At 39.9% G+C, this 22,281-nt stretch carries 20 protein-coding genes; 14 read left to right on the plus strand and 6 right to left on the minus strand.

Annotation, left to right across the window (positions count from 1 at the left end; translation table 11 throughout):
- Positions 1-98: 98 nt before the first annotated feature.
- The 6 genes from rho (at position 99) to EHQ52_RS20270 (ending at position 5,506) form a co-directional block, all read left to right on the plus strand.
- On the plus strand, positions 99-1,523 hold the full coding sequence (gene rho, locus EHQ52_RS13270; protein ID WP_135615604.1) for a transcription termination factor Rho: 1,425 nt from the start codon (positions 99-101) through the stop codon (positions 1,521-1,523).
- Between the two features lie 24 nt (positions 1,524-1,547).
- Positions 1,548-1,748: a 50S ribosomal protein L31 gene (gene rpmE / locus EHQ52_RS13275; protein WP_008592280.1), complete on the plus strand. Its 201-nt coding sequence runs from the start codon at positions 1,548-1,550 to the stop codon at positions 1,746-1,748.
- 277 nt (positions 1,749-2,025) lie between these two features.
- Positions 2,026-2,820 carry a pentapeptide repeat-containing protein gene (locus tag EHQ52_RS13280; RefSeq protein WP_135615605.1) on the plus strand — a complete coding sequence of 265 codons (795 nt, stop codon included), beginning with the start codon at positions 2,026-2,028 and terminating at the stop codon, positions 2,818-2,820.
- Positions 2,807-2,998: a hypothetical protein gene (locus EHQ52_RS13285; protein ID WP_008592353.1), complete on the plus strand. Its 192-nt coding sequence runs from the start codon at positions 2,807-2,809 to the stop codon at positions 2,996-2,998. Before EHQ52_RS13280 ends, EHQ52_RS13285 begins: the two co-directional genes overlap by 14 nt.
- Positions 2,999-3,078: 80 nt before the next feature.
- Positions 3,079-4,941: an esterase/lipase family protein gene (locus EHQ52_RS13290; protein ID WP_135615606.1), complete on the plus strand. Its 1,863-nt coding sequence runs from the start codon at positions 3,079-3,081 to the stop codon at positions 4,939-4,941.
- A gap of 217 nt (positions 4,942-5,158) precedes the next feature.
- A complete protein-coding gene (locus tag EHQ52_RS20270; protein ID WP_244244867.1) occupies positions 5,159-5,506 on the plus strand; it encodes a hypothetical protein in 348 nt (115 codons plus the stop codon).
- 69 nt (positions 5,507-5,575) lie between these two features.
- Here EHQ52_RS20270 and EHQ52_RS13300 read toward each other — a convergent pair whose 3' ends face one another.
- The gene (locus EHQ52_RS13300; protein ID WP_135615607.1) at positions 5,576-6,214 is read right to left on the minus strand and encodes a TetR/AcrR family transcriptional regulator; all 639 of its coding nucleotides are present in this window, start codon (positions 6,212-6,214) and stop codon (positions 5,576-5,578) included.
- A 10-nt stretch (positions 6,215-6,224) separates the two neighbouring features.
- Positions 6,225-7,226, minus strand: coding sequence for an NAD-dependent epimerase/dehydratase family protein (locus tag EHQ52_RS13305; RefSeq protein ID WP_135615608.1), 1,002 nt, complete (start codon positions 7,224-7,226; stop codon positions 6,225-6,227).
- Positions 7,227-7,512: 286 nt separating this feature from the next.
- Between EHQ52_RS13305 and EHQ52_RS13310 the strand changes: the two genes are divergently transcribed.
- Together EHQ52_RS13310 and EHQ52_RS13315 are read left to right on the plus strand one after the other, a co-directional pair.
- Complete coding sequence (locus tag EHQ52_RS13310) at positions 7,513-8,037, plus strand: hypothetical protein (protein ID WP_135615609.1); 525 nt, start codon at positions 7,513-7,515, stop codon at positions 8,035-8,037.
- A gap of 3 nt (positions 8,038-8,040) precedes the next feature.
- The gene (locus EHQ52_RS13315; protein ID WP_135615610.1) at positions 8,041-8,391 is read left to right on the plus strand and encodes a hypothetical protein; all 351 of its coding nucleotides are present in this window, start codon (positions 8,041-8,043) and stop codon (positions 8,389-8,391) included.
- 2 nt (positions 8,392-8,393) lie between these two features.
- On the opposite strand, the gene EHQ52_RS13320 is transcribed toward EHQ52_RS13315, so the two are convergent.
- Positions 8,394-9,494: an AraC family transcriptional regulator gene (locus EHQ52_RS13320; protein ID WP_135615611.1), complete on the minus strand. Its 1,101-nt coding sequence runs from the start codon at positions 9,492-9,494 to the stop codon at positions 8,394-8,396.
- A gap of 150 nt (positions 9,495-9,644) precedes the next feature.
- Between EHQ52_RS13320 and EHQ52_RS13325 the strand changes: the two genes are divergently transcribed.
- Positions 9,645-11,396, plus strand: a complete 1,752-nt coding sequence (locus EHQ52_RS13325; RefSeq protein WP_135615612.1) for a C45 family autoproteolytic acyltransferase/hydrolase — start codon at positions 9,645-9,647, stop codon at positions 11,394-11,396.
- 141 nt (positions 11,397-11,537) lie between these two features.
- On the opposite strand, the gene EHQ52_RS13330 is transcribed toward EHQ52_RS13325, so the two are convergent.
- Positions 11,538-12,605, minus strand: coding sequence for an Lcl C-terminal domain-containing protein (locus EHQ52_RS13330; protein ID WP_135615613.1), 1,068 nt, complete (start codon positions 12,603-12,605; stop codon positions 11,538-11,540).
- Between the two features lie 85 nt (positions 12,606-12,690).
- Positions 12,691-14,688, minus strand: a complete 1,998-nt coding sequence (ispG, locus tag EHQ52_RS13335; protein ID WP_135615614.1) for a (E)-4-hydroxy-3-methylbut-2-enyl-diphosphate synthase — start codon at positions 14,686-14,688, stop codon at positions 12,691-12,693.
- A 191-nt stretch (positions 14,689-14,879) separates the two neighbouring features.
- On the opposite strand from ispG, the gene EHQ52_RS13340 reads away from it, so the two are divergent.
- The 5 genes from EHQ52_RS13340 to EHQ52_RS13360 all read left to right on the plus strand — a co-directional run bounded on the left by EHQ52_RS13340 (position 14,880) and on the right by EHQ52_RS13360 (position 20,814).
- A complete protein-coding gene (locus EHQ52_RS13340) occupies positions 14,880-15,506 on the plus strand; it encodes a hypothetical protein (RefSeq protein WP_244244868.1) in 627 nt (208 codons plus the stop codon).
- Positions 15,507-15,856: 350 nt separating this feature from the next.
- A complete protein-coding gene (locus EHQ52_RS13345) occupies positions 15,857-16,747 on the plus strand; it encodes a hypothetical protein (protein ID WP_135615616.1) in 891 nt (296 codons plus the stop codon).
- Between the two features lie 50 nt (positions 16,748-16,797).
- Positions 16,798-18,879: an NHL repeat-containing protein gene (locus EHQ52_RS13350; protein WP_244244869.1), complete on the plus strand. Its 2,082-nt coding sequence runs from the start codon at positions 16,798-16,800 to the stop codon at positions 18,877-18,879.
- 279 nt (positions 18,880-19,158) lie between these two features.
- Positions 19,159-19,476, plus strand: coding sequence for a hypothetical protein (locus EHQ52_RS13355; RefSeq protein ID WP_008592154.1), 318 nt, complete (start codon positions 19,159-19,161; stop codon positions 19,474-19,476).
- A gap of 69 nt (positions 19,477-19,545) precedes the next feature.
- Positions 19,546-20,814: a hypothetical protein gene (locus EHQ52_RS13360; protein ID WP_135615618.1), complete on the plus strand. Its 1,269-nt coding sequence runs from the start codon at positions 19,546-19,548 to the stop codon at positions 20,812-20,814.
- 4 nt (positions 20,815-20,818) lie between these two features.
- Here the strand turns inward: EHQ52_RS13360 and mdtD are convergent, their stop codons facing one another.
- Positions 20,819-22,228, minus strand: coding sequence for a multidrug transporter subunit MdtD (gene mdtD / locus EHQ52_RS13365; protein WP_135615619.1), 1,410 nt, complete (start codon positions 22,226-22,228; stop codon positions 20,819-20,821).
- Positions 22,229-22,281 lie beyond the last annotated feature (53 nt).

Raw genomic sequence — 22,281 nt, forward strand, 5'->3', positions numbered from 1 at the left:
AAAAAGAACCGACTACCCGGATCCTTCAAAACCCGCTCTTAATCGAATAAAAAATGAATACAGGAAGGTCTTCCTTCCAAATCCAATAACGGTATTCCATGGCTAACCCAAGACGAGACTCCAAGCCCCGAAACAACTATCAAAACAACAATAACGACTCACAAAACGACAACAACGAAGAAGAACCGAATTTACCGGAAGATGATCCGGAAACAGCGGAGATTCGTTCTCGTAAAAGACGTCGTGGTTCCTATGAGGGACCTACGCCTGCTCCTATTGATCTAGTAGCACTTAAAAAAACGTCCATCGCTGAACTGATCGAAGTCGCTAAGAACCTTGGCGTAGAGAATACGGGCGGACTTAAAAAGCAAAACTTAATATTCGCCATCCTCCAAGCCCAAGCAGAGAGAGAAGGACAGGTCCATGCTGCAGGGGTAATGGAAAGATTACCTGATGGATATGGATTCTTAAGATCTCCGGATTATAACTACGTTCCAGGTCCGGACGATATTTATGTATCTCCTTCTCAGATCAAATTATTTGGACTAAGAACGGGAGATACGGTCGAAGGACAAATCCGTCCTCCAAAAGAATCTGAAAGATTCTTCGCTATGCTCCGTGTGGAAACCGTAAACGGATACACGCCGGATGTAGCAAGCAAACGTGCGTTATTCGACAACTTAACTCCACTTTATCCGAACGAAAGATTGGTCATGGAACATGATCCTTCTCAATTAGACACAAGGATCGTAGATCTAATGTGTCCGATCGGAAAAGGACAAAGAGCACTTATCGTTGCGCCACCTAGAACGGGTAAAACAATCCTGATGCAAAACGTGGCAAATGCAATCACAAGCAACCACCCAGAAGTTACTCTAATCGTACTACTCATAGACGAGCGTCCGGAAGAAGTAACAGACATGGCCCGTAACGTAAGGGGAGAAGTGGTAAGTTCCACATTCGACGAACCTGCTACCCGCCACGTACAAGTTGCAGAAATGGTAATCGAAAAGGCAAAAAGATTGGTAGAACACGGAAGAGATGTGGTCATTCTACTCGACTCAATCACCCGTCTTGCCCGCGCTTATAACCAGGTCATCCCAACATCCGGAAAAATACTCTCCGGTGGTGTGGACTCAAACGCACTTCACAAACCTAAAAGATTCTTTGGAGCTGCTCGTAATATCGAAGAAGGTGGATCACTCACGATCATCGCAACCGCACTTGTGGACACCGGATCCAAAATGGACGAGGTGATCTTCGAAGAGTTCAAAGGTACTGGTAATATGGAAATCCACTTGGATCGGAAACTTTCCGACAAACGGATCTTCCCTGCGATCGATATCAATAAGTCCGGAACCAGGAAGGAAGAGCTGCTATTACCTAAGGAAACCCTCCAGAAGGTCTTTGTGCTCCGAAAAGTGCTTTCTCCCATGAGCATCACAGAAAGCATGGAATTATTACTCGAGAAGATGAGACAGTCTAAGACTAACGAGACCTTCTTGGGCAGTATGAACGCCTAATAAGATTTTGGAAAAGGGGACAACATGAAAACAGACATCCATCCTAAATACGCTGACGCCAAAATTCGCTGCGCTTGCGGGGCGGTTTACGAGACTCGTACTACAGTCGGAGATATCCACGTAGAAATTTGCTCCAACTGCCACCCTTACTTCACCGGAAAATCCAAAATTCTGGATACAACTGGTCGAGTAGACAAGTTCAAGAAAAAATACAAAATCTCCTAATTAACTTTGGGAGAGATTTGAGTGCAAGTTGGTTTGCTATCTCTCGATAGCACCGACTTGCCTTCGGCAGTCCTCTTCTCGCTCCCTACGGGTCGCTGCGAAGTCTCCGGGCTTATAATATTTAGAGTGTCCTCGATTACGCCTCCGGCTATCTCGGACTTGCTCGCTCCCTATGGGTCGCTCGCAACCCTAACGCAGGCAAAAAAGAAATCCCCTTCCTCACTAAAAGTGCTTTCCTCCTTCATCAACAAAGTCTAATCTAAGAAAGGCAATCATCATGTCAGTAATGGATTTTAACAGATACAAAGAGATCAACGACCAAAGGTTGAACTATAGAGAAATGGAAGACGCAACTGTTGTTTCCAACTATAGGAACGTTGGCTGCGGAGACGGGTATCGTATCTATCTCAAAATAGACGAGAACAGAAACGTAACAGACGCAAGTTATACAACCACAGGTTGTGGGTTCGGGATCGTTGCACTTGCAATGGCCACAGAGATCGCTAAAGGAAAAACCATAGACGAACTCAAAAACGTAACCACTGAGGATGTCGAAAAACAATTCGAGTTCCCTGAACGTCGTAAAAATTATCCAGAGTCAGCAGTAGCAGCACTACAACAAGCAATCCATGATTATGAAACCGGAGCAGGAGTCCCAAAAGAAAGAAGGATCACCGCTGCAAAAGCAAAAGAAATACTCTCCCAAAACGGAAGCTTAAAAGGTGAGGATCTATCTTCTATCATATTAGAAAAAGAAGATCTACATGGAGTGGATTTCTCAGGGGCAAATCTAAATAACGCATTCTTAACTAACTGCAATTTTGCAGGTGCCAATTTCGAAGGTGCGCGTTTGCGCGGTGCCTTTTTAAACGGAGCAGACCTAACTGGCGCGAACCTAAAAGGTGCAGACTTACGCTGGGCAAAACTCGCAGGAGCCAAAATAGAAGGCGCCGATTTTACAGACGCAGTTTATGATATTGGAACCAGAGTGGACCAAAGACAAATACATATTTTCTCTTCCATGAAGAAGGAAGGAAAAGATATTTATATGGAGAAACATGAAGCCGGGTGATAAAGCCAAACTGACCAAAAGAAGTTTTCTTTTAAAAGGAGTGATCGTGCTCACCGGCGCTCAAGTGGAGATCCAAGAAATTAACGGAGACAAAGTTTCCGTTCTTTATAACGATAGAGAAGGTTATCCTCACACCATCGAAGATCTTACCCTCGCCGATCTCGCACCGATAGAATAGTTCGCGCAGAGCTCACGGAGGACACAGAGATTTAAAGGTTAGAATTCTCCTCAGCGAACTCTGTGCCCTCTGTGCGAAAAATGGTCTTCCGTAAATCTTTCTTCCTCTCGCTTATTTTTCTCATCCAATGCAGTACGGCGACTTATTCTACAAAATCGTATTCTAAATATGAACAGATCAGAACAGTTCGTGAAAACGCGATCTCTTCCGAAAATTTAAGTCTGATCACAACCAGATTTTTAAAAAGTAACGATCTATACAAAAGATACCAAGAAACTCCCAGAGTAGTCATCTATGATCTGGATAATAGACTCGTAGCATTAAAAACGAGAGAGCTTGCCTACTATCTAGCAGAGCTATGTTATCAAGCTGGATCTGAACTAGATCTGGAAGATCCAATTTTTGCGAGGATGTTTGCTTCTTCTTTAGTATATTCCTACACGTATCTATTTGATAAAAAGGCCATTCCAGCCGCGGATCCATTCTCTATGGAGTTCAGATTTGCGTTAGAAACGTATAATAGATCCCTCGCACAATTAGTTCGATTCGCCAAAAGGAATAGAAAACTCGCCAATCTAACTGACCTAAATCTCCCGCTCATAAGAGGCGCACTCTCCATGACCAGGGCAGAAGTAGAAACTGCATGGACCCCGAAAAACTTCTTAGAGGTCGAAGTAGCCTACGATTATAAAAATGCAGGATTCTCCAACCAGATCAGTAAATTCGGGATAGGAACTCCTCTTATCTTGATCCGAAAACATCCCGAAAAAGAACCAGAAGAAAGAAGAAAATATGAATTCGTAGCCGGAGTAGGTCAGGCATATCCAGGAACTGCACTCTTAACACTGGAAGAATCTTATTTAGAAAATCGTAATTTAACTTTAAAAGCAGTCATTCATCTATACGATCCAGTTCATAGGGAAAGAGTTCAGTTTTCTGGATTAGATCTTCCTATGGAAAGTGATACAACGACTCCATTAGCTTATATGCTTTCTGGGGCAGAAAAAAGAGACGGATTTTTTGCAAAGTTCGACGGAGAAGTCGCATTAGAAAGGAAAGGCCTTTATCTAGTATATCCTTATAAAAAAGGAAAGATCCCAGTTGTGTTTGTGCATGGTCTTGCCTCTTCTCCTTTTATTTGGTTTCCGATGATCAATGAACTTTTAGCAGATCCTAAGATCAAGGATAACTACCAGTTTTGGGTGTATTGGTATCCTACAGGAAATCCTATTACAATATCTGCTGCTGATTTTAGGGACACTCTGCGAGATCTTCGAAAAACCTATGACCCAAAGGGAGAAGATTCTTCTTTTGATAAGATGATGATCGTGGGTCATAGTATGGGTGGGCTACTTTCTAAGCTGATGGTAACCAGAAGTAAAAAAGAAGATTGGATGAAAGTGGCAAATGTTTCTCCTGAAAAATTCGAAGCGTTAAATTCAGAATCTAAGGAAGAAGTAAAAAGAGTATTTGACTTCAAACCTTTGCCCTTCGTAAAAAGGGCAGTGTTTATTGCGACACCACATAGAGGTTCCAATCTTGCCGAAGGATTTTTAGCCTCTATCGCAAGGATCTTATTCGTACTTCCAAAAGGTGCCCTTAATAATATAGGAAAGGCTTATAAATTTTTAACCTCCGATTCCGAGGAAGAATCCATTCTTCCTGAGACCTATGGAGTGGATGGACTTTCTCCCAATAGCCTATTCATGAAGGTGACGGGAGAATTAAAACCAGAAGTTCCATTTCACTCTATCATTGGAAACTCTAGGTTTAGAGATCTGGAATGGATCAATGATTCGGTAGTCTCTTATGACAGTTCTCATTTGGACGGAGCACAATCCGAACTTCTGATCGATTCAGACCATTCTGTCCAAGACCATATGCCTACCATTCTGGAAATTAAAAGAATTCTCTGGGAACATTCCGCGGCTTCTAAGAGATAATTTCTCTTTTTCTCAAATTATAATATTTTATTTACGTATAATATTATAATTTATTAATATTATACGTAAACTTAAACTTTGTTTTTGCTCCGAAAGAGCATATTCAGAATGGTATATAAGGAATATTTTATATTTAATTTGGGATAAAAATATTTTTAGAAAAAATCTGCAAATAGATTTACTTCGAATGTGGGCCTGTTTTTCATTCGGAAAAAATATGAGAGACTTTTCTATGTTAAGAATTTTTGTGTCTGTATTGTTGGTGCTAAGTGTTAGCTTTGCTAGTACTTCTTGCTCGGATCTAGAGGATTTAAATCCGCTTAGTACGAAGGATGACCAGGACGAGGCTATGGATAATTTTATAAAACTTTGGTTTATCGTAGTGGCAACTGGGCAAGCTCTGGCAAACAACCCTCCATCTTGGTTTCCGACTTCTGCTTCCTCTATAGATGTGGAACAATCTAAGGCAGAATGGGATAAATTAGATCCTATTAAAAAAGCAGAGGCATGTGCGATTGCATTTGCTAGTGGAGAAAAACCTCCTGTGGAGCTTTGTGCAAAATAGATAGCGAATCAACTTGAGGATCGGTGGCGCGATACATATTCCTTGGTCAGCGCGCCGCCGATCTTTCTTTTAGGCGTTCATTCCTTTCCAAAGCCAATCAAAGGATTCAGAAAGTGTCTGGTCTAATTCTCCTTCTAAAAGCCAAAGATTTTTATTTAAGAATGCTTCTTTTACTTCTTTGGGTGGATTATGATGTTGCCAAAGCATTAAACCTAAAAAATAAAAACGTAATATAAATTTTCTGGCATTTGCAATAGTAAGTCCAGTTTCTTTGGAAAGCCAGATCCTTGCCAATTCATCCATACCGTCAGAAGTGTTCTTTTTGAATTCATACAAAAAGTTTTGGTTCACATTACTTTCTAAAATTCCAGGAATAATAAGTCCTACGAACATAAAAATTTCGTTTTCTGAAAACTGACGAATGATCTTTTCTTTTAACTTGGTTAAAGAATATTCTGGGCCTTGTAGTAGTGCTCCCATTTCCTTAAAAAAGAATTCAGTTTCTTGTAAATGAAGTGTGAGAAAAATTTCTTCCCTAGTTTTGAAATAGAAATAGATCACACCCTTGGTGACTCCTGCGGCCTCCGCAATCTCCTGGGTGCTGGGAAGAGGATGTTTTTGTTTTACCAGAAGTTCCCGCAAGGCAGCCACAATGGACTGCTTGCGGATTTCCTTTTCTTCCGGCCTTCTGGCTCTTTTTTTATCCACTCTCAGGAAACTATACGGCAGCGGACAACATCCAGTCAACTGTCTCTTGGAGTGATTTTTTAACAGGCATAGGTTTCCATTGAAATTCTTTAGCCAATCGATCTGAGTTATACTCTTGTTTTCTTTGCAGATAATCTTGTACGATCTCAGAATTGATCTGTCTATCCAAACCTGTGACAGCATGTTTGAAAGCATCCAGATAAGGCATGACTCGAACGATAAAGGAAGGGAGTTCCTTCCCGGTTGTTTTTGCCTTAGGATGGATCTCTTTTACAAGTTTACAAACTTGAGAAACAGAGAGAGTTTCACCGGTTGCGATATACCTTCCTTGGGCTGCAGGATTTTCGTAAGCCAAGATATGTGCCATTGCAACATCCCTTACATCTACGTAAGAAAAAGTCATCTTAGGTGCGAATGGAAGTTGTCCTTTTAAAATGTCTTGGATCAATTTTAAAGAAGAAGTAGGTTGAGTAAACTGTGGACCCAAAATGGTTCCAGGAAGAACAGTTACCAGATTTAAACCTAATTTTTTAGAAATTTCCCAAGCCAATTTTTCAGATTGGGTTTTAGAAATCGCATATGGTTCTTTTGCAGAATCATTCCAAGTAGATTCGTTTAGAGGAGATTCTCCTTCTGCAATTGTTCCTACAGCAGCGATACTCGAAGTATATACTACTTTTTTGATCCCAGCCTTGTGAGCTTCATCCAAAATGTTTCTGGTTCCGTTGATATTCGGTTCTACAACTTCCTTCTGTGGATCTTTGGCAGTCAGATTAAATGCAGCCGCCACTTGAAAAAGCCCATCTTGCCCTTGGAGTGCCTTACGAAGAGATTCTCGATCTCCCAGATCCGCAGAGACTAATTTCACTCCTAATATTTTTAGGTTAGAAGTTTTCTTCGAATCATTCGCATCTCTAACTGCAGCCGTTACCTCATAGCCTCTTTCCTGAAGAAGTTTTACTAAAGAAAAACCCAGGTGCCCACTCGCACCAGTTACCAATACTTTTTTCATGAGCCTCTACCTCGCTAATTAATATACCATTGGACTATAAATAATATACCAATAGTCAATTATTTTTTTAAAAAAGGCTCCCGGGGATGGATTACGGGAAATCTGTATTCTGACAAATTGGCATATTTACTCAGGAATCTAATGAGGAGGTTAGATTATGATCCTGATTTGAATATTAAAATTCGACTAGTAGTATTACGTTCGGTTATTTAAGAATTAATAATAGAGAAAAGTGTACTTTCGAATTTTATAAAATTATTGACTAGTTTGGATCGAAGATTTAGGAATGTTCCTTCTTAAAGATTTCATGTTTTTCAAAATTACATTTCGCTTAATTGGAATTTTATTATTAACTTCAGTATTGGAGTGTTCCGCAACCCTCGCTCCTGCTTATGACAGAGGACTTTTGGATCGGACCATAAGCTCTAATGTGGAGTTAATGGAATTTTTCGCATCGATATCCTCCGGGACCTGCAATAACTCTGAAAAGTTCGAAACTAGGAAAGTAAGTTATTCTTCGTTGATCGGGAAATTCGATGCGCTTGGGATTTTGTCCAGGGCGAGGCCAGTTCCTAAGCCTAAACTTTTAGACAAGATCAATGAGGAGTTGATCAAGAAGAATATTCCCGTCCCGAAGGAATGGGATATTCCAAGCGCAGTGGCCTTTGAAAAAATTTCAGAGTCTTTAATGAAAATGAGAGAGAGTGATTCGAATAAGTGTGTTACCGCAACGGAAATACGTCTTTTTAAAAATCAGATCTCGATTTTCCTGCACCAGGCGCTGACGTACGAAACTTTTTTAGAGAGATAATGTATGGCTTCTAAGAATCTAATCGATACTGGGAAACTTTTGGAAGATTTAAGGAAAACGGCTGGTCAGGTCTTAAAAAAGGACGTTGGTACTTACGCTGGATTTTCGGAAAAACAATTAAGGGATATTGTAAAACAAGCCGCCGAACTCCAACAAGGAATTATCGCAGGAGAAATTTCCAAGGAGAATGAAGCATATTTTTCTCAAGGGATTAAAGATATGACGGTTAATTTTGCAAATACGTTAGAAGGACTTGCTTTGGTTACCGTGGAAAAACTTTGGAATGCGATCGTAGATGCCGTTTGGGCTGCGATCGAAAAAGGAATCGGAACTTCTATACAAAAGCCAAAATAAGTTTAATCTTTTTCGGAAATTTTTTCCTTCCTATATAACGCAGGTGACATTCCTATAAACTTTACGAATTGGGAATGGAAGGTGGATTTGGAATTAAAACCAACTGCGAATGCGATATCTAATACGGAACTTTCTGGTTCTTCTATCAGACGTTTGCATGCTTCCTGCACTCTGTATCGATTGATTAGTTCGTAAAAATTCATTTTATGAACTTCGTTTAAGTATCTGGAAGTTTGATGCAAATTTAGTCCTAACTCTGCCGCTAAATCTACTAATCTTAATTCACTGTCTCTATATAAATTTTTTGTCTCTAATAGTTCTTTGAGTTTGGAATTGGCTGCTTCTACTTCTTTGGAGAGAAGTGGAGTGTTTTGGTATTTTGCGCTTTGGATGACTTGGGTGATTTCGTTGAAAAAACCAGGATGTCTTTCTCTGACTAAGAATAGCAGAAGGACCATGATGCAGATTAATGAAGCTCCTAGGTCGAACAAATATTTGTTCTTTAGAAAGTATGCAGTTCCTATAAAACTATTTGCGAATACAGGCAGAAGTAAAACGAACCAGACTAATTTTAATTCGTACATTTCGTATCTTCTACTCACCTTATGGTATAGATAAAGGCAGAATAGGGAATATACGGAAACCTGGATGCTTGCGATAAAACTCCCCAAATGGGCCCAATCCAGTCTGAATTCTTTGGATCCTTGTATTACCTGGGCTTTTAGTTCTGAGCTATCTTGTGAAAAGAAAATACATTCAAAAACTGTGAATAGTAGTACTGGCGAAAAATGGAGCCCGTATCGGATGAGTTTTTCTTTTGGGCCTTCTTCTTCTGTTTCTAAGAAGGAACGAATGTAAGTGTAGATCAGAGGCCCTACGGAAAGTACGCTTGTATGTAAAAATATAAATAGATAAGGAATTTCTAATAGATCATCCTGCAAATACCAGGAATACCTAAGTAGAATTGTCCCAGTCAGGGTCATAATCAGCACTAAAATCCGATTTCCGGAACCTGGGCGGATGATTTCCAGATATGCGTATATAAATGCGGCCCCGGCTCCGAACTGTAGGAATTTCAGGAAAAATATATGTAGGTATTCCATAGGTTGGCTGTGCTATTTCATTCTCTGGGTAGCATTCTGCAACTCGCTTTCGCCCGCTGGAGGTATTACAGGAGTCCGATCCGATAAGTTCGGCTATCCGAACCTATGGAGGCGGTCGATGCGTGAGCGGAAGTATGTTATGATTGGCCCATGAATTCGGAAACATATCCATTAGCGGTAATACAGCTCAAGGGTTCCCAGGAAGAAATGGGAAGACAATTCGGTGAGATCATGAATGAGATCGGGCAGTTTGAGCCGATCTTTGATTTTTATCCTGTGATGGCTCGTAATCTTCTCTTGGGGAGTTTACCTCGTAGTAATCGGAATTTTTTGGCAAAGGGTGTGACTTCTCTTTTGGTGAATTGGATGTCCAAGAGAATGATGAAACATAGGCCGGAAGAATTTTCTGCGAGGACGATTGCTGCTCTAACTTCAGCAGGTCGTTCTGCGAAATTGGAGAAGGAACTTTTTACTATGGATTCTTTCCAAAACTCAGTTGGGTTTTTAGGAATGATCCAACTTCTTCCTGAACTCGCACATATGAGTCCGGGTAGAAGTCCTCAAATGATCCCTGCATGTACGAGTGTTGCTGTCTGGGGAGAGCAAAGTCAGGACGGCAAATTATACCACGCGCGCAATTTCGATTTTCCAGGTGTGGAAGTTTGGGACAAACGTCCGATCGTTGTTTTCTGTACTCCTGAAAAAGGTTTACGTTATGGTTATATTGCATGTAGAGGTGCAGATGTTCCTGGGATCACTGCGTTTAACGAAGCAGGTTTGACTATCGCATTCCATACTCGCTTTCATAAGAAGATCGGCTTTAACGGTTTAGGCGTTATCGATTTTGGTCATAAGATTATTTCTGAAGCAAGATCTATCGAAGAAGCAGTAAGTATCGCCAAAAAACATAAGATCAATTCTACTTGGGGTTTGATTGTTACAAATCATAAAGAGAAGGGACCGAAGGCTGCGATTATCGAGACCAATTACGGCAATGTGGATGTGGTATATCCTAATTTAGGAAAAGATCATATTGTTAATACCAATCATTACCAAAGTGAAAAACTGCAAGACGGAGAGATCATGGCGGCTCCCGTTTTCTATCATCATTGTATCAGCCGTTTTGATAGAGCAGAACAACTTCTTTCTTCTCAAAAAAAGAAGAAGGGAACAAGTGTCATAGATCTTCAGAATCTCCTAGATGATACGATTGATTATTCCAGCGGAGAAGTTCGCACAATGGGTTCTACGATCCGTCAAATCACTTCCGTTAAGTCAGTTGTGATGAGTGCAGAGGCTCGTAAAATTTTTGTTTCCGTTGGTACTGCTCCCACTAGTAGCGGCCCTTACATGGAAATTCCTATGGCTTGGGGAGAAGCGGGTTATAAACTTTTGGATCTTTCTGATATTAAAAAAGGAAAAGGGAAGAAGGTTTCGAAATCCAAAAATCCTAAAGTTGGTTCGGCAATCCAGCATTATAAAAAAGCGATGCTTATCAATGATGATCCTGGGATGGGAGGGATTGACGATATTCTTCTGGAATTACAAAAAGCGAACGAAGAATTCATAGGAAAGGATCCTTCTATCCTATTCTTAGAAGCAATTTTATATCTGGAAAAAGGAAATCTGAACAAGGCTGCGTTCTTATTGGAACAAGCAGAAAGTTTAGAGACTTCTTCTTTTAGAAAACAGCAAAGTGCATTGTGGCTGGCTAGAACTCAGTCAGTCTTGGGTAAACAAAAAATAGCAGATCATTTCTACGATAAGATCAAAAATTCAAAAACGGAATTTTCGACTCAGGTTTGGAAACAAAAAGTATTCCAAGACAAAGGCAAATATTCCGCTAAGAAATTAAGACAGGTTTCTCCGAACTTTATTATCGTAGAAGCGAACGAGCTTTAAAAGTTAGGCGTTCGCACAGAGAACACAGAGTTCGCGGGGGGATCTTTTGTTCATGTAGGAATTCCAAGATCTGATCAAACCTCTGTGCTCTCGGTGGGCTCTGTGCGAAAATGTTATAAACTTTTACACGTGAAAATTCAACTAAGGGCCTGCTACACAGCGAGCTCTTGTTGCAGTCGTGTTTGTTTTGGAAACTGGAACTAAAGAGAACGAATTTTGAGTGTATGCGTGAGTAAAGTAGCTAGTACTTGTGGAAGTCCACGCATTAGAAGCCTGCGTATTATTTGGAAAATAATCGTAAGGTAAATCTATGGTCCCGTAACTAGGTTCGGAATGAAAATATGCCTCTCTGGCTGTAGGTAATCTCCAATCTGTTCTTCCTGCGAAGTCTAAGTTATTACATGCATCTAAGGCTTGTTGCCAATTTAAAATGGTCGGCGTTCCAGTACAATTCCCGTCGTCCGTTTGCCCTTGTGCACATTTTTTTATCAACAATCCTGTGCTCGACTCTCTAACGGTCCCATTTCCTAAATCAGTAAAACTTGGCTGAGGAATTTTTGGTCCAGAAACGCATCTAACTTTTGCACCAGTATTTTGATCTGATTGACCGATGTCTCCATTACTATAGGCTGAATATCTTCCGAAAAAAGAGGTAATCGGAGTAGAAGCCCAATGGATATTTACGGAAGTATTTGGGAAATTAACTGATGAGACTGCGTTTACTTGTGAGAAGTCTCCGAATAGAGAAGCCTCTCTTGCCGTTGGAAGTCTCCAATTTCGATCAGCTAGTGTTAAGGAGGAACAATATGCATCTGCGGCTTGCCAATACAGATTTAGCGGGCTTCCTTGGCAGGTAGTTCCGTTCCAAGTCGTTCCAAAAGCACATCTTTGCCAAACTAATCTAGAACTTTCTTCTAAAACTGTATTTCCATCATCTTGGATCTGTAAAGAATAGGGAGCAGGAATATTTGAAAATTCGCCATCTTCTCCTGTTCCGGAGCAAGGACGAGAAGCTCCACTTGTGTCGGAACATATTGTTTGGTTGGAATCTGGTACTAAGAATGGAGTTGTATCTGAAGGAGTGGTGGAGGCACTTGTTAAGCCTAATAATAAGGAACTTTCTAAATTATAATTCTTATTCTCGGGACTACAACCTCCCAAAAAAGAGATCAAAAGAAGGGATATTACTATGAGTATTTTCCTTTTCATATAGCGTGTATTTTTCCTTGGAATTTTTATATTTTATCTATACCTCCTAACGTTAAATTCAGACAAAAATTAAAGAAAAAGTGTATTATACGATTGTAATGGATTCTCTTTCCATCCACATTCCTGAATCTTTGATTAGCTGAACGAGTCTTTCGTCTGCTTCTTCAGAAGGAACGTTTTTGAGCACGATTTCTTTTCCGCGATATAAATGCACTTTGCCTGGGCCGGCACCTACGTAACCGAAATCTGCATCCGCCATTTCTCCGGGACCGTTTACGATACAGCCCATGACTGCGATCTTGACACCTTTTAGATGGCCTGTTTTTTCTTTGATACGTGCAGTTGTAGTTTGTAGATCGAATAAGGTTCTTCCACAAGAAGGGCAGGAGATATATTCAGTTTTTGTAAGCCTTAATCTGGTAGCTTGTAGGATATCAAACCCGAGTTGTAAAACTGCTTCTGGTTCGCTGTCGATCACCTTGAGACGGAGCATGTCTCCGATACCGTCAGTCAACATTCCGCCGATCCCAATCGAAGATTCATACAATGCGGTTTCCATGTCAGGATATTCTGCGCTTAAGAAGATAGGATAATCAAAATCGCTGAGTATACGTGCTAACTTTCTGTAATCGTGCAATATATGGAAAGTTTGGATGGAGAATGTTACTGATTCTATTCCTGCGTTCTTGAATTCCTCTGGAAGTCCTTTTAGACTTTCTATCTGGTAGGCCTGGACATTTAGTTCGGTGATCCCTTTTCCTTCTCGTTTATGCAGAAATTCTAATAAAGAATCTCTGTTTTGGAAATGATGGAATGGATCTACTGTTACTTTAGGGAATGGAATTAGATCTTCTAATACATCTTCGAGTAATAATTCGTTTTGTTCTACTATGACTCCCATTGGAACGGAAGAAGATTTACTTGCAGAAATACATTCTTCTCGTAGGAACTCGTCAGTAGGGAGCGGTACTGAAACCATTTCCAATTCTAAGGACCTGGATCTTGCGTAACTTTTCAGGGAAGCCAGCTCTTGTGAAAATTTACTCTCGGATTCGAAAGGTAAAACTGATTCGATCCGGACTGCATGGTTTTCTCCGAGGGAAAGACTTCCGACTTGGATTGGTCTGCTATAAAATCTTTGGTAAGAATAAGGATTTCTGAATTCCGAATATCCATTGCTTGGTGTTTCTGGAAATCTGAGTTTATTATATTTGTCTGCAAGTAGTCTTGCAACTGGAACTTCATGGATTGGATCTTCTGTTAAGGAAACTCTGATTGTGTCTCCGAGTCCGTCTTCTAATAATGAACCAATACCAATTGCAGATTTGATCCTTCCGTCTTTTCCATCTCCTGCTTCTGTCACTCCTAAATGTAATGGATAATCCATCTGCAATTCCATGAAACGACTGCATAATAATCTATAAGCCTGGACCATTACTTGCGGATTAGAGGCTTTCATACTTACTATAATATCTTTATAAGAAAGACTTTCTGCGATCCGAATAAATTCGATCGCTGACTCCACCATTCCTTGTGGTGTGTCTCCGTATTTATTCATGATACGATCTGATAGAGAACCGTGGTTGGTCCCTATTCTCATAGAGACTCCTAACTCTTTACAACGAAGTACGAGTGGACTGAATACTTCAGAGATCCTTTCTAACTCTTCTTTGTATTCAAGTTCTGTATAATCTCTGACTGCGAATTTTTTCTTATCGGCGAAGTTGCCCGGATTGATACGGACCTTCTCCACCCATTCTACAGATTTCATCGCGACACTTGGAGTAAAATGGATGTCTGCAACGAGAGGGACCTTACTTCCTAATCTTTTAAGTTCCTTGCGAATATTTGGTAAGTTATCCGCATCAGGTTGAGAAGGTACTGTCAATCGAACGATCTCACAGCCGGCAGCTTCTAATTCCAAAATTTGTCGGACTGAATTTTCGGTATCTCTTGTATCCGCAGTGATCATGGATTGGATGCGGATCGGATTATTTCCACCTATTCCAATATCTCCTACTTTTACTTCTCTGGTTCTACGGCGTTTGTAAGAGAATGGAGAATAATTGTATCGGAAGTTCATGTGTGGTCTCTAGTTCCATTAAGAAGGGACCGAATCACTTGTCATTTAGGATTTTTCCCGAATAAGCCCGAATCTGAAAGGTTTTTGGAGATTTGTAATACATCCTGCCTCAAGATATAACAGCCAAAAGGGCGGGCAAATTGAATAAATTGACTGAAAACGCAGAGTAATCAAGATTGCTGGAATCCGATATGAATCTACTGAAACGATTTTTTGCTAAAATAGAATCTCCTAAAGAGGCAGAGTTTTTATTAAATTTTTCTTCCTATATTATATTTTTGATCGGGTTTTTACAGAGTATTCTTTTCGCCTTTCTTTTGGGATCTTTTAGGAATTTCTATATGGATGTTCTTATTATTTTTCTTTTTGGGATAGTGATACGATTTTCTAGGAGTAGGGCCTCCGTTATTCTTCTTTGCTTTTTTTCTTTGATCATTTTCGTGGGAGCGATCTTGACTTGGCTTGGAGTTGCTGAGGGTGGTGGAAATAATATATTTCTAACTTTAGTTTTACTTATTCTTTCCATTCGTACTCTTATAGTGAATTTTCAGTTCCATACATTAAAGGATACAAAACTTGTTTGGAAAAATATTTGGATCAGACATCTGATCGCGATCGGTTTTGCATTTATAATTTCTTCTTCCTTCTTTATTTCTTTTATATTGATCTCTAAATTTTTAGGGATTACTAAAATGAACCCTCTATATGGAGAATTGGTTTTTGGATCTCTTCCCATTTCTTATATTCTTCTTTTGCAACCATGGCTTCCTTGGGCTAAAAAAAGAAAAATGTATACTGGTTCTGAAATTCCCGCCTGAGCATCAGCCTATATTCAAATTTTTGAACGCGTTTTGGTGAGAATTTTACTGTAGCGCCCGTTATATAAAATGTGAGCTTTTCCTCATATTTTATCTGAAAAGATAAAAAAATCTAAAAATATAATCCTCACGATTTGTTATGCTATTAACTGGCCGGGGAACCTATATACACACATAACGTCCCGATTTGTCCGAAGTTTTGAGATCAAAACATCTGATCAATCCGTATAACAGACGTTTGTTCCTTGATTTGTGTCGTTCATTCCGAGCGACTCTGAGAAATTTTTAAATAACTCGGAAAAATACACCAGGGACGAGCTGATTGGGAAAAACGTTAGATGGGAATCTAAATGAGATTTATAAATAGAAAACAACGTTTTATAAAGATCTTACCGGTGCTCGGGATCTTTTGCGTTTTATATTGTTCCGAGGATGCAAAGAGTATTGCGGAATTGACTGCTGCTGCGAAAGCAGTTTTAGATGGAGTTGCTGCTCCTGTTCCAATTCCTCCTGGAGAACCTGCGCCTCCAGGTCAGCCTGAGAACGCTCCTGATTTGCAAGACTCTACGATCACTAGTTTTGATATTTCAAGTGGAACAAGCTTTAATGGCTTATTCTCTATCCAAGCAATCAATTTTAATTTGGCCGTTCATGATAATACTACGGTCTCCGCGTTTATAGGAGGCCAAAGTATGAAACTGACGCCTGATAATACTGTGGTGAATTCCTTTTCTCATTGGACAGTTACTTCAGGACAACTTGCTGCACCTGGGGCAAATCCTCCTGCGTTAATTGGACCAACCGATAGAAAATTGAAAGTATTGATCGTTGCCAGGAATGAATTCGGGATATCTTCTAAAGTAAAACAAGTTGGACAAACTCATTTTTGCACTGGAGCTGCGACTCTTCCTGCAACTGTTGGAAATTGTGGGACTGTTTGTGCGACTGCAGAAGTAAATGGAGACGATGTAGAGTTTAAAGCAAAGAAGACCATTTCACAAGACACATTCGATTATCTTTATGTTGATGTTTCTGTTGCTCAGCCGATCTCTTTTTCTATACCTGCAATCCCTTTCAGCTATTTTGAAATATTCGATACAATACCGATCGCAACATACGAAGCAAATGCCAGTTTGAATCGTAATACTTTCGAATATATGTGCGTGGAATTATCTTCTTATTCATACGTGGACGGTCCTTTTGATGATGAATTTATCAGAGGAAAAGTGATTATTCCTTAATCCTGATACAAATGCGAAGTTTAGAAAATTTTAATGTTTTTTCGGTATTTATGAAAAGATTAGTTTTACTTGTTTTAGTTTTTAATATTTCTATTTTTACAGGATGTTCTTCGGAAGGTGGGGGTTTTGACCCTGTATCCGCTCTTCTGGCAACAATTTCTCCGGAAGCTTCTAATCCCGGAGAAAATCCTCCTCCTGGAGAGGCTGGAACTCCTACCTGGGTAAGCGCGTCTGATGCAATATTCAGTGATAAAGTAGAAATTCGTTGGGACCCGGTCCCTGCTCAGGAATATAGAGTTTTTAAAAAATCTATATTCGAAACATCTTTCCAACAAATTGGTTCAGTAACCGATCCTGTTTTTACGGATACAGTTTCTAATTCTCAAAGTTTATTTCAATATGCAATCCAAGTTGTAGATCTGGAAGGTAAAGTTTCTCCAATCAGTATTTTTGATACTGGGACTGTAGGATTCAATTCTTCTTGTTCTACAAAATTAAATTCCCTGGGAGGAGGGACTTCTCTTTATTCCAGGTTTAAGAATGGTTTTCCTGGAGCTGCAAGTTCCGTTTCTAGTTTAGGAAACTCTTTGCTTGTCGCAAGCGGTGGAAATGTTTATATCTTAAATGCTACTGGAGATATGATCGGTGTTTGGACTGGGATCTCTCCTAAGGCAATGGTCGTGGATGCTTCTAACCGTATCTTTGCTTTGGTTGGGATGAAAATATTTGAATTAAATTCAGATTGTTCTCAAACAAGTTTGATCGATCTTCCTGCCGATTCTTCTCCTAAAGATTTGGCTTTGGATACTGCCGGGAATTTATATATTAGCGAAGCAAATTTTAATACTGGAACAGATCGTATTTTCAAGTATTCTTCTGCTGGGAATTTACTCAAGACCTGGGATCTTCCAGGAACATTCAGAGAACCTTATGCGATCTATATTCATCCTTCCGATAATAGTTTGTTAGTTGCAGATAACTCTAATTTTGATCTATTCCAATACGATATTACTGGAGATACTCCTGTTCAACTTGCTTCCAAACAGATTACTGTGGGGCAGATCATTGATATGACAATGAGTGGGAATCAGATCATAGTCGCTATCCAGCAGAATACTTTTCCAGATAACGGACCTTATTTAGTGAGATTTCATAGTGGAATGTCAGGCGGTTCTGTGACTATGAAGATAAATCCTTCTGGACCTTCTACCATCCAAAGTATTGCAACAGATAATCGTAATGGAAATATTTTAGCTGTAGATACCGAACGATCTTCTATTCTTTCCTGTCCTGCTCCTATTTTTACAAATTGTGCTCCTAGTTTAGTTGGAATTTCTCCTTTAAGAATTGTTAGAGATGATAAGAAGAACTTTTACATTCTTCATTCAACTAAACAGATCACTAAACTGAATGCAAATGGTGCTCACATTTCCAGTTTTGCCTTACCTTCTTTCCAAGGATCTTCTGTGCAAGGTTCAGATATGGAGATAGATGGGGACTTCTTATATATTTCAGGCAGAAATTCTTTGGATGCAAAAGTTTTAGTAAAAGTTAAAACTGATTTTACCGGAGTGACTACTCGAACTCTGCCTGCAAATTCATTTGTTCCTTTTACAAATATTGCAGTGACTGGCGGAAAAGTATTCAGTGATTATGTGGATTTTGGAGAAGAGGATACTTTTACTTATTTGAATTTCTCTTCGATCAATGGGGGAGGGGATGGAAGTTTTGTAAATAATTCTTATAGAGAAATTTTCATCATGAGTACGGATGAATTAGAGACGGATTATGCGGGGAATTTTTATCATATGCTCTTAGCAATGGGAGAAAGTGATACCCATACTTCTATTTCTAAATTTAATTCTAACACTTTGGAATGGAATAATTTGGTCCAATCTGCTACGACTCCTTTCCAACAGATCACAACTGATAAGTCCGGGAATTTGTATACCTTAGAGGGAACTTCCGCTAATGGATACAAGGTGTTTAAGAGAGATGGTAATTTTACTGAGCTAAGTCAGACATCTATACCAACGAACCAACTCTCAACTGAGGCGTTTTATGTTTCAGATACAGGAGATTCTTCTTTCCTTACTACCCCTTGGACTCTGCATAAAATTATGTTACCTTAGTTTAAGAGACACGGAGTTTTTAGAGACACAAAGTTTTTGGCACGCAGAGGCGCTAAGACGCGGAGGGTCTATGTCTACTAAACCCAAAATTCTCTGCGACTCTGTGGCTCTGCGTGAGAATTATTATCAGTGCTATTCGTGCGAGCTCGTTTGTCGGTAGATTATTAATTTTCCAAAAGTAAAAAAATTCTAAGGCCCGAATTTGAGATCGGGGGGTGTAAAATCCGATACTTTGCTTATAGAAAGTCTGGAAAGATTTTCAAAACAAAGGGCCTCGGCATGGAATTTCTGGAACCAAAAGACCTGACGGAAAATAAATCCTACCGGATCCGCCTAACTGTTGCCATCTATAGAAATAATATTTTATCTTATAAGAATGATATAGTAGTTCCTTCGGTTTATATGAGAAGGAACGAAGCTCGTGCTCATATCCGCAAAGAAGTGACAGAACGTCTGGCGCATTCTTCTTTTTTCCGATCTCCTCGTCCTGATTATGATCTGGTGCGCTATTCTGAAGAAGCAACCTGTAATACATTTTTAAGATACAGGATTATCAGCGGAAGTCCTACAGAAGAAACTTTACCTAAGACTGTTTAAGAAAGATTCGTAACTTAATTGTCTTGAATTCCGGTCTAGGGTTGTAAAAACTTGACTGCGAATCCGATTATGGCAGACAAAAAGGTCATAGAAAAAAATTCCCATGGAGAATACGTTCTAACCGCGTACGGGGAATTTTTGAGTTATTTCCATACTCATATCCAACTTTTCGGGACATTGATCTCGGCTAAAAAAATTCCTGCCAAAGAACAAGAAGCTCTCAAAACAAAACTTCGCTCTTATATTTCTAGTAACGTCCAAAAGACGGATCATTTTTTTGATCAACTCCCTCAGTTCGCTCAATTCCTTGGAATGGGCTCCCAAGAACTTTCTTCTTATATGAATAGAAACTTCTTGGGTGCTTTGAATAAGGTAAAAACCAAACTTATAGAACAAGAATCCACAGCAGAACAAACTCCTCGTAAGAAAAAATATTCTAAGATATCTGAAGAGATATTAGAAGGACTCGGATTTACATTCCCTGCGGGTCATAGATTCGAAGCAGAAGAGGGAATGATCTATCTGGTAGAAATTTCTACAGGCAAAAAAAGAGAAGCCGCAGCCTTGGGAGAAGTCGCAAGAGAAACTGCAGCAGCCGGCGCTGCCGCAAGACCGATCCCAGTTCCAGTTCGTAAAGGACCTGAAACTCCGATCTTAAAAGAAATATTAGAAAAATATGGTGAACTATTCTCTGGCAAACCTTTGATCATGAAGGCAGAAGAATTGGAAGAAGATGATTCTCCCGTCCAAATGGGAGAAGATATTCTTTCCGACGTAGAAGATCTTCATTTTGATGGAGACTTTGGGGGAGATTCTCCTAGCTTCTCCGAACCTCCTGTAAGCATTCCATTTTCTAAATATATGGATCAAGTGGGAAAGGTCCGAGTTTTTCAAAAAGCAGGACAACTGGAAGAGTATAAACGTTGGGTTGCATCTTTACCTGTAGAGGAAAATGCACTTGTTCAATTACAAACTTCTCTTTTGAAAGAATCCAGGGGAGAAGTAGTCGAATGGGATGGAACTCTAGGTCAACTTGGCTCTCGTACCGGACTTTCTGAATCCAGACTTAGAAAAGTATTGGAACTAGGACGTGATTTTTTCCGTATCAGAAATCAATTGGAAGCTTCTTGGAATAAAGCAAGAACCGCAAGTCCCGCAGTTGCGGAACTTGTCAAAAAAGCATGGCCTCATATTTTAAGAGTTATGGATGAATATCCTGATTTTACTCAGATCAAAGGAAAGATGGACCAACTTCTTTCTCGTATCCCAGATGCGAGCCAGAGAAAAATCCTAACCGATCTATTCTTGAACCCGGTACTTTCTATCCGCAGAAACTAGTTTTTCAATCCAAGACTGAATCTTTTAATACTGCACTTCTTCCATCTTCTTTTTTGATCTGCCAAAATATAAAACTAGAAGATAAAGTGATAATTCCCATACAAGCAAATGTGCTCTTAAATGCTAAAAGCATATTTGCAGGATCTTGACCAAAAAGATCTCTGAACGCTTCCAATGCTCCTGCAGCACATGCGACTCCCATTCCCATTGCTAACATCTGGACCATAGAGAGCATTGTATTTCCGCTGCTTGTAAATTCTCCATTCAGATCTTTTAAAGTAAGAGTGTTCATTGCGGTGAATTGAAATGAGTTAAATGCTCCAAAGCAGAATAATTGAAAAGAAAAGATCCACCAATTTTCTGAAGAGTTTAGCCAGAAAAAGCTGCTCATGCTCAAACCTATCAATAGAGTATTGGTAACCAAAACTTTTCTATAACCTAATTTATAGATTAATAATGGAGCGAACCTTTTGATCCCTATTCCTGCGATTGCCATTGGTAAAAGCATTAAGCCTGCTTTAAAAGGAGGATATCCCATATTCACTTGTAGGAATAATGGAACCAAAAACGGCATACTGGAACTTCCAAGTCTAGAGAAAAGATTTCCTAAAAGACCAATGCTTAATGTAGGGATAGAAAATATTCGGGGAGAAAATAAAGGTTTGGAACTTCTCGCTGCATGGATCCAGTAGGCTGCTATACTTGCGAGCCCGAATATTGTAAGAAGGATTACTCCTGCCTTCTGCAAACCTAAACTAGATCCTGCATCCAATGCTAAAGAAAAAGTAACCATTCCGAATGCCAAAAGTAGATATCCTTTCAGATCGAATACGGATGGATTCGGGATTGGATTTCCTTTCATGTAAATGGAAGATGCAATGATCCCGGCGACTCCAACAGGAAGATTGATCAGAAAGATCCAATGCCAAGAAGCAGTTTCTACTAACCATCCTCCCAAAACAGGACCTACTAATGGACCAATCAGACCTGGTATGGCTACAAAACTGATCGCTTGTAAAAATTGCTCTGGAGAAACAGAGCGAAGAAGTGCTAAACGACCTACAGGAAGTAAGAGTGCTCCTCCCACCCCTTGCAAAATTCTAGAAAGAACAAGCTGTGTTAAATTTTGAGAAAGAGCACAGAATAGAGAACCTAAGGCGAATAAGGATAAGGCTCCTATAAAAACCTGGCGAATTCCAAATTTGTCGGAGATCCAACCAGAAGCTGGAATGATCATCGCCATTGTAAGAAGGTAAGCGACCACCACCGACTGCATTCTCAAGGGACTCGCATCTAAATTTTTGGCGATCGCTGGCAGAGCGGTATTGACGATTGTCCCGTCCAGAGTCTGCATAAAAAAGCCGCAGGCCACGAGCCAAAGTAAAGCCTTGGTTCCCTTAGTTTCTTCTGTCATAGGATTTTAGACGGAGACCGACTGCCTTGCGCACCATGTTGGAACTCCAACAC

Source organism: Leptospira koniambonensis (assembly GCF_004769555.1).
GTDB classification, from domain to species: domain Bacteria; phylum Spirochaetota; class Leptospiria; order Leptospirales; family Leptospiraceae; genus Leptospira_B; species Leptospira_B koniambonensis.

Bases quoted from the DNA above. Each gene is read 5' to 3' on its own strand.
- EHQ52_RS13310 (WP_135615609.1), top strand. From the start codon at position 7,513: ATGTTCCTTCTTAAAGATTTCATGTTTTTCAAAATTACATTTCGCTTA.
- EHQ52_RS13315 (WP_135615610.1), top strand. From the start codon at position 8,041: ATGGCTTCTAAGAATCTAATCGATACTGGGAAACTTTTGGAAGATTTA.
- EHQ52_RS13350 (WP_244244869.1), top strand. From the start codon at position 16,798: ATGAAAAGATTAGTTTTACTTGTTTTAGTTTTTAATATTTCTATTTTT.
- mdtD (WP_135615619.1), bottom strand. From the start codon at position 22,228: ATGACAGAAGAAACTAAGGGAACCAAGGCTTTACTTTGGCTCGTGGCC.
- rho (WP_135615604.1), top strand. From the start codon at position 99: ATGGCTAACCCAAGACGAGACTCCAAGCCCCGAAACAACTATCAAAAC.
- EHQ52_RS13305 (WP_135615608.1), bottom strand. From the start codon at position 7,226: ATGAAAAAAGTATTGGTAACTGGTGCGAGTGGGCACCTGGGTTTTTCT.
- EHQ52_RS13360 (WP_135615618.1), top strand. From the start codon at position 19,546: ATGGCAGACAAAAAGGTCATAGAAAAAAATTCCCATGGAGAATACGTT.
- EHQ52_RS13355 (WP_008592154.1), top strand. From the start codon at position 19,159: ATGGAATTTCTGGAACCAAAAGACCTGACGGAAAATAAATCCTACCGG.
- EHQ52_RS20270 (WP_244244867.1), top strand. From the start codon at position 5,159: ATGAGAGACTTTTCTATGTTAAGAATTTTTGTGTCTGTATTGTTGGTG.
- ispG (WP_135615614.1), bottom strand. From the start codon at position 14,688: ATGAACTTCCGATACAATTATTCTCCATTCTCTTACAAACGCCGTAGA.
- EHQ52_RS13285 (WP_008592353.1), top strand. From the start codon at position 2,807: ATGAAGCCGGGTGATAAAGCCAAACTGACCAAAAGAAGTTTTCTTTTA.
- EHQ52_RS13290 (WP_135615606.1), top strand. From the start codon at position 3,079: ATGGTCTTCCGTAAATCTTTCTTCCTCTCGCTTATTTTTCTCATCCAA.
- EHQ52_RS13340 (WP_244244868.1), top strand. From the start codon at position 14,880: ATGAATCTACTGAAACGATTTTTTGCTAAAATAGAATCTCCTAAAGAG.
- EHQ52_RS13330 (WP_135615613.1), bottom strand. From the start codon at position 12,605: ATGAAAAGGAAAATACTCATAGTAATATCCCTTCTTTTGATCTCTTTT.
- EHQ52_RS13345 (WP_135615616.1), top strand. From the start codon at position 15,857: ATGAGATTTATAAATAGAAAACAACGTTTTATAAAGATCTTACCGGTG.
- EHQ52_RS13280 (WP_135615605.1), top strand. From the start codon at position 2,026: ATGTCAGTAATGGATTTTAACAGATACAAAGAGATCAACGACCAAAGG.
- EHQ52_RS13325 (WP_135615612.1), top strand. From the start codon at position 9,645: ATGAATTCGGAAACATATCCATTAGCGGTAATACAGCTCAAGGGTTCC.
- EHQ52_RS13320 (WP_135615611.1), bottom strand. From the start codon at position 9,494: ATGGAATACCTACATATATTTTTCCTGAAATTCCTACAGTTCGGAGCC.
- rpmE (WP_008592280.1), top strand. From the start codon at position 1,548: ATGAAAACAGACATCCATCCTAAATACGCTGACGCCAAAATTCGCTGC.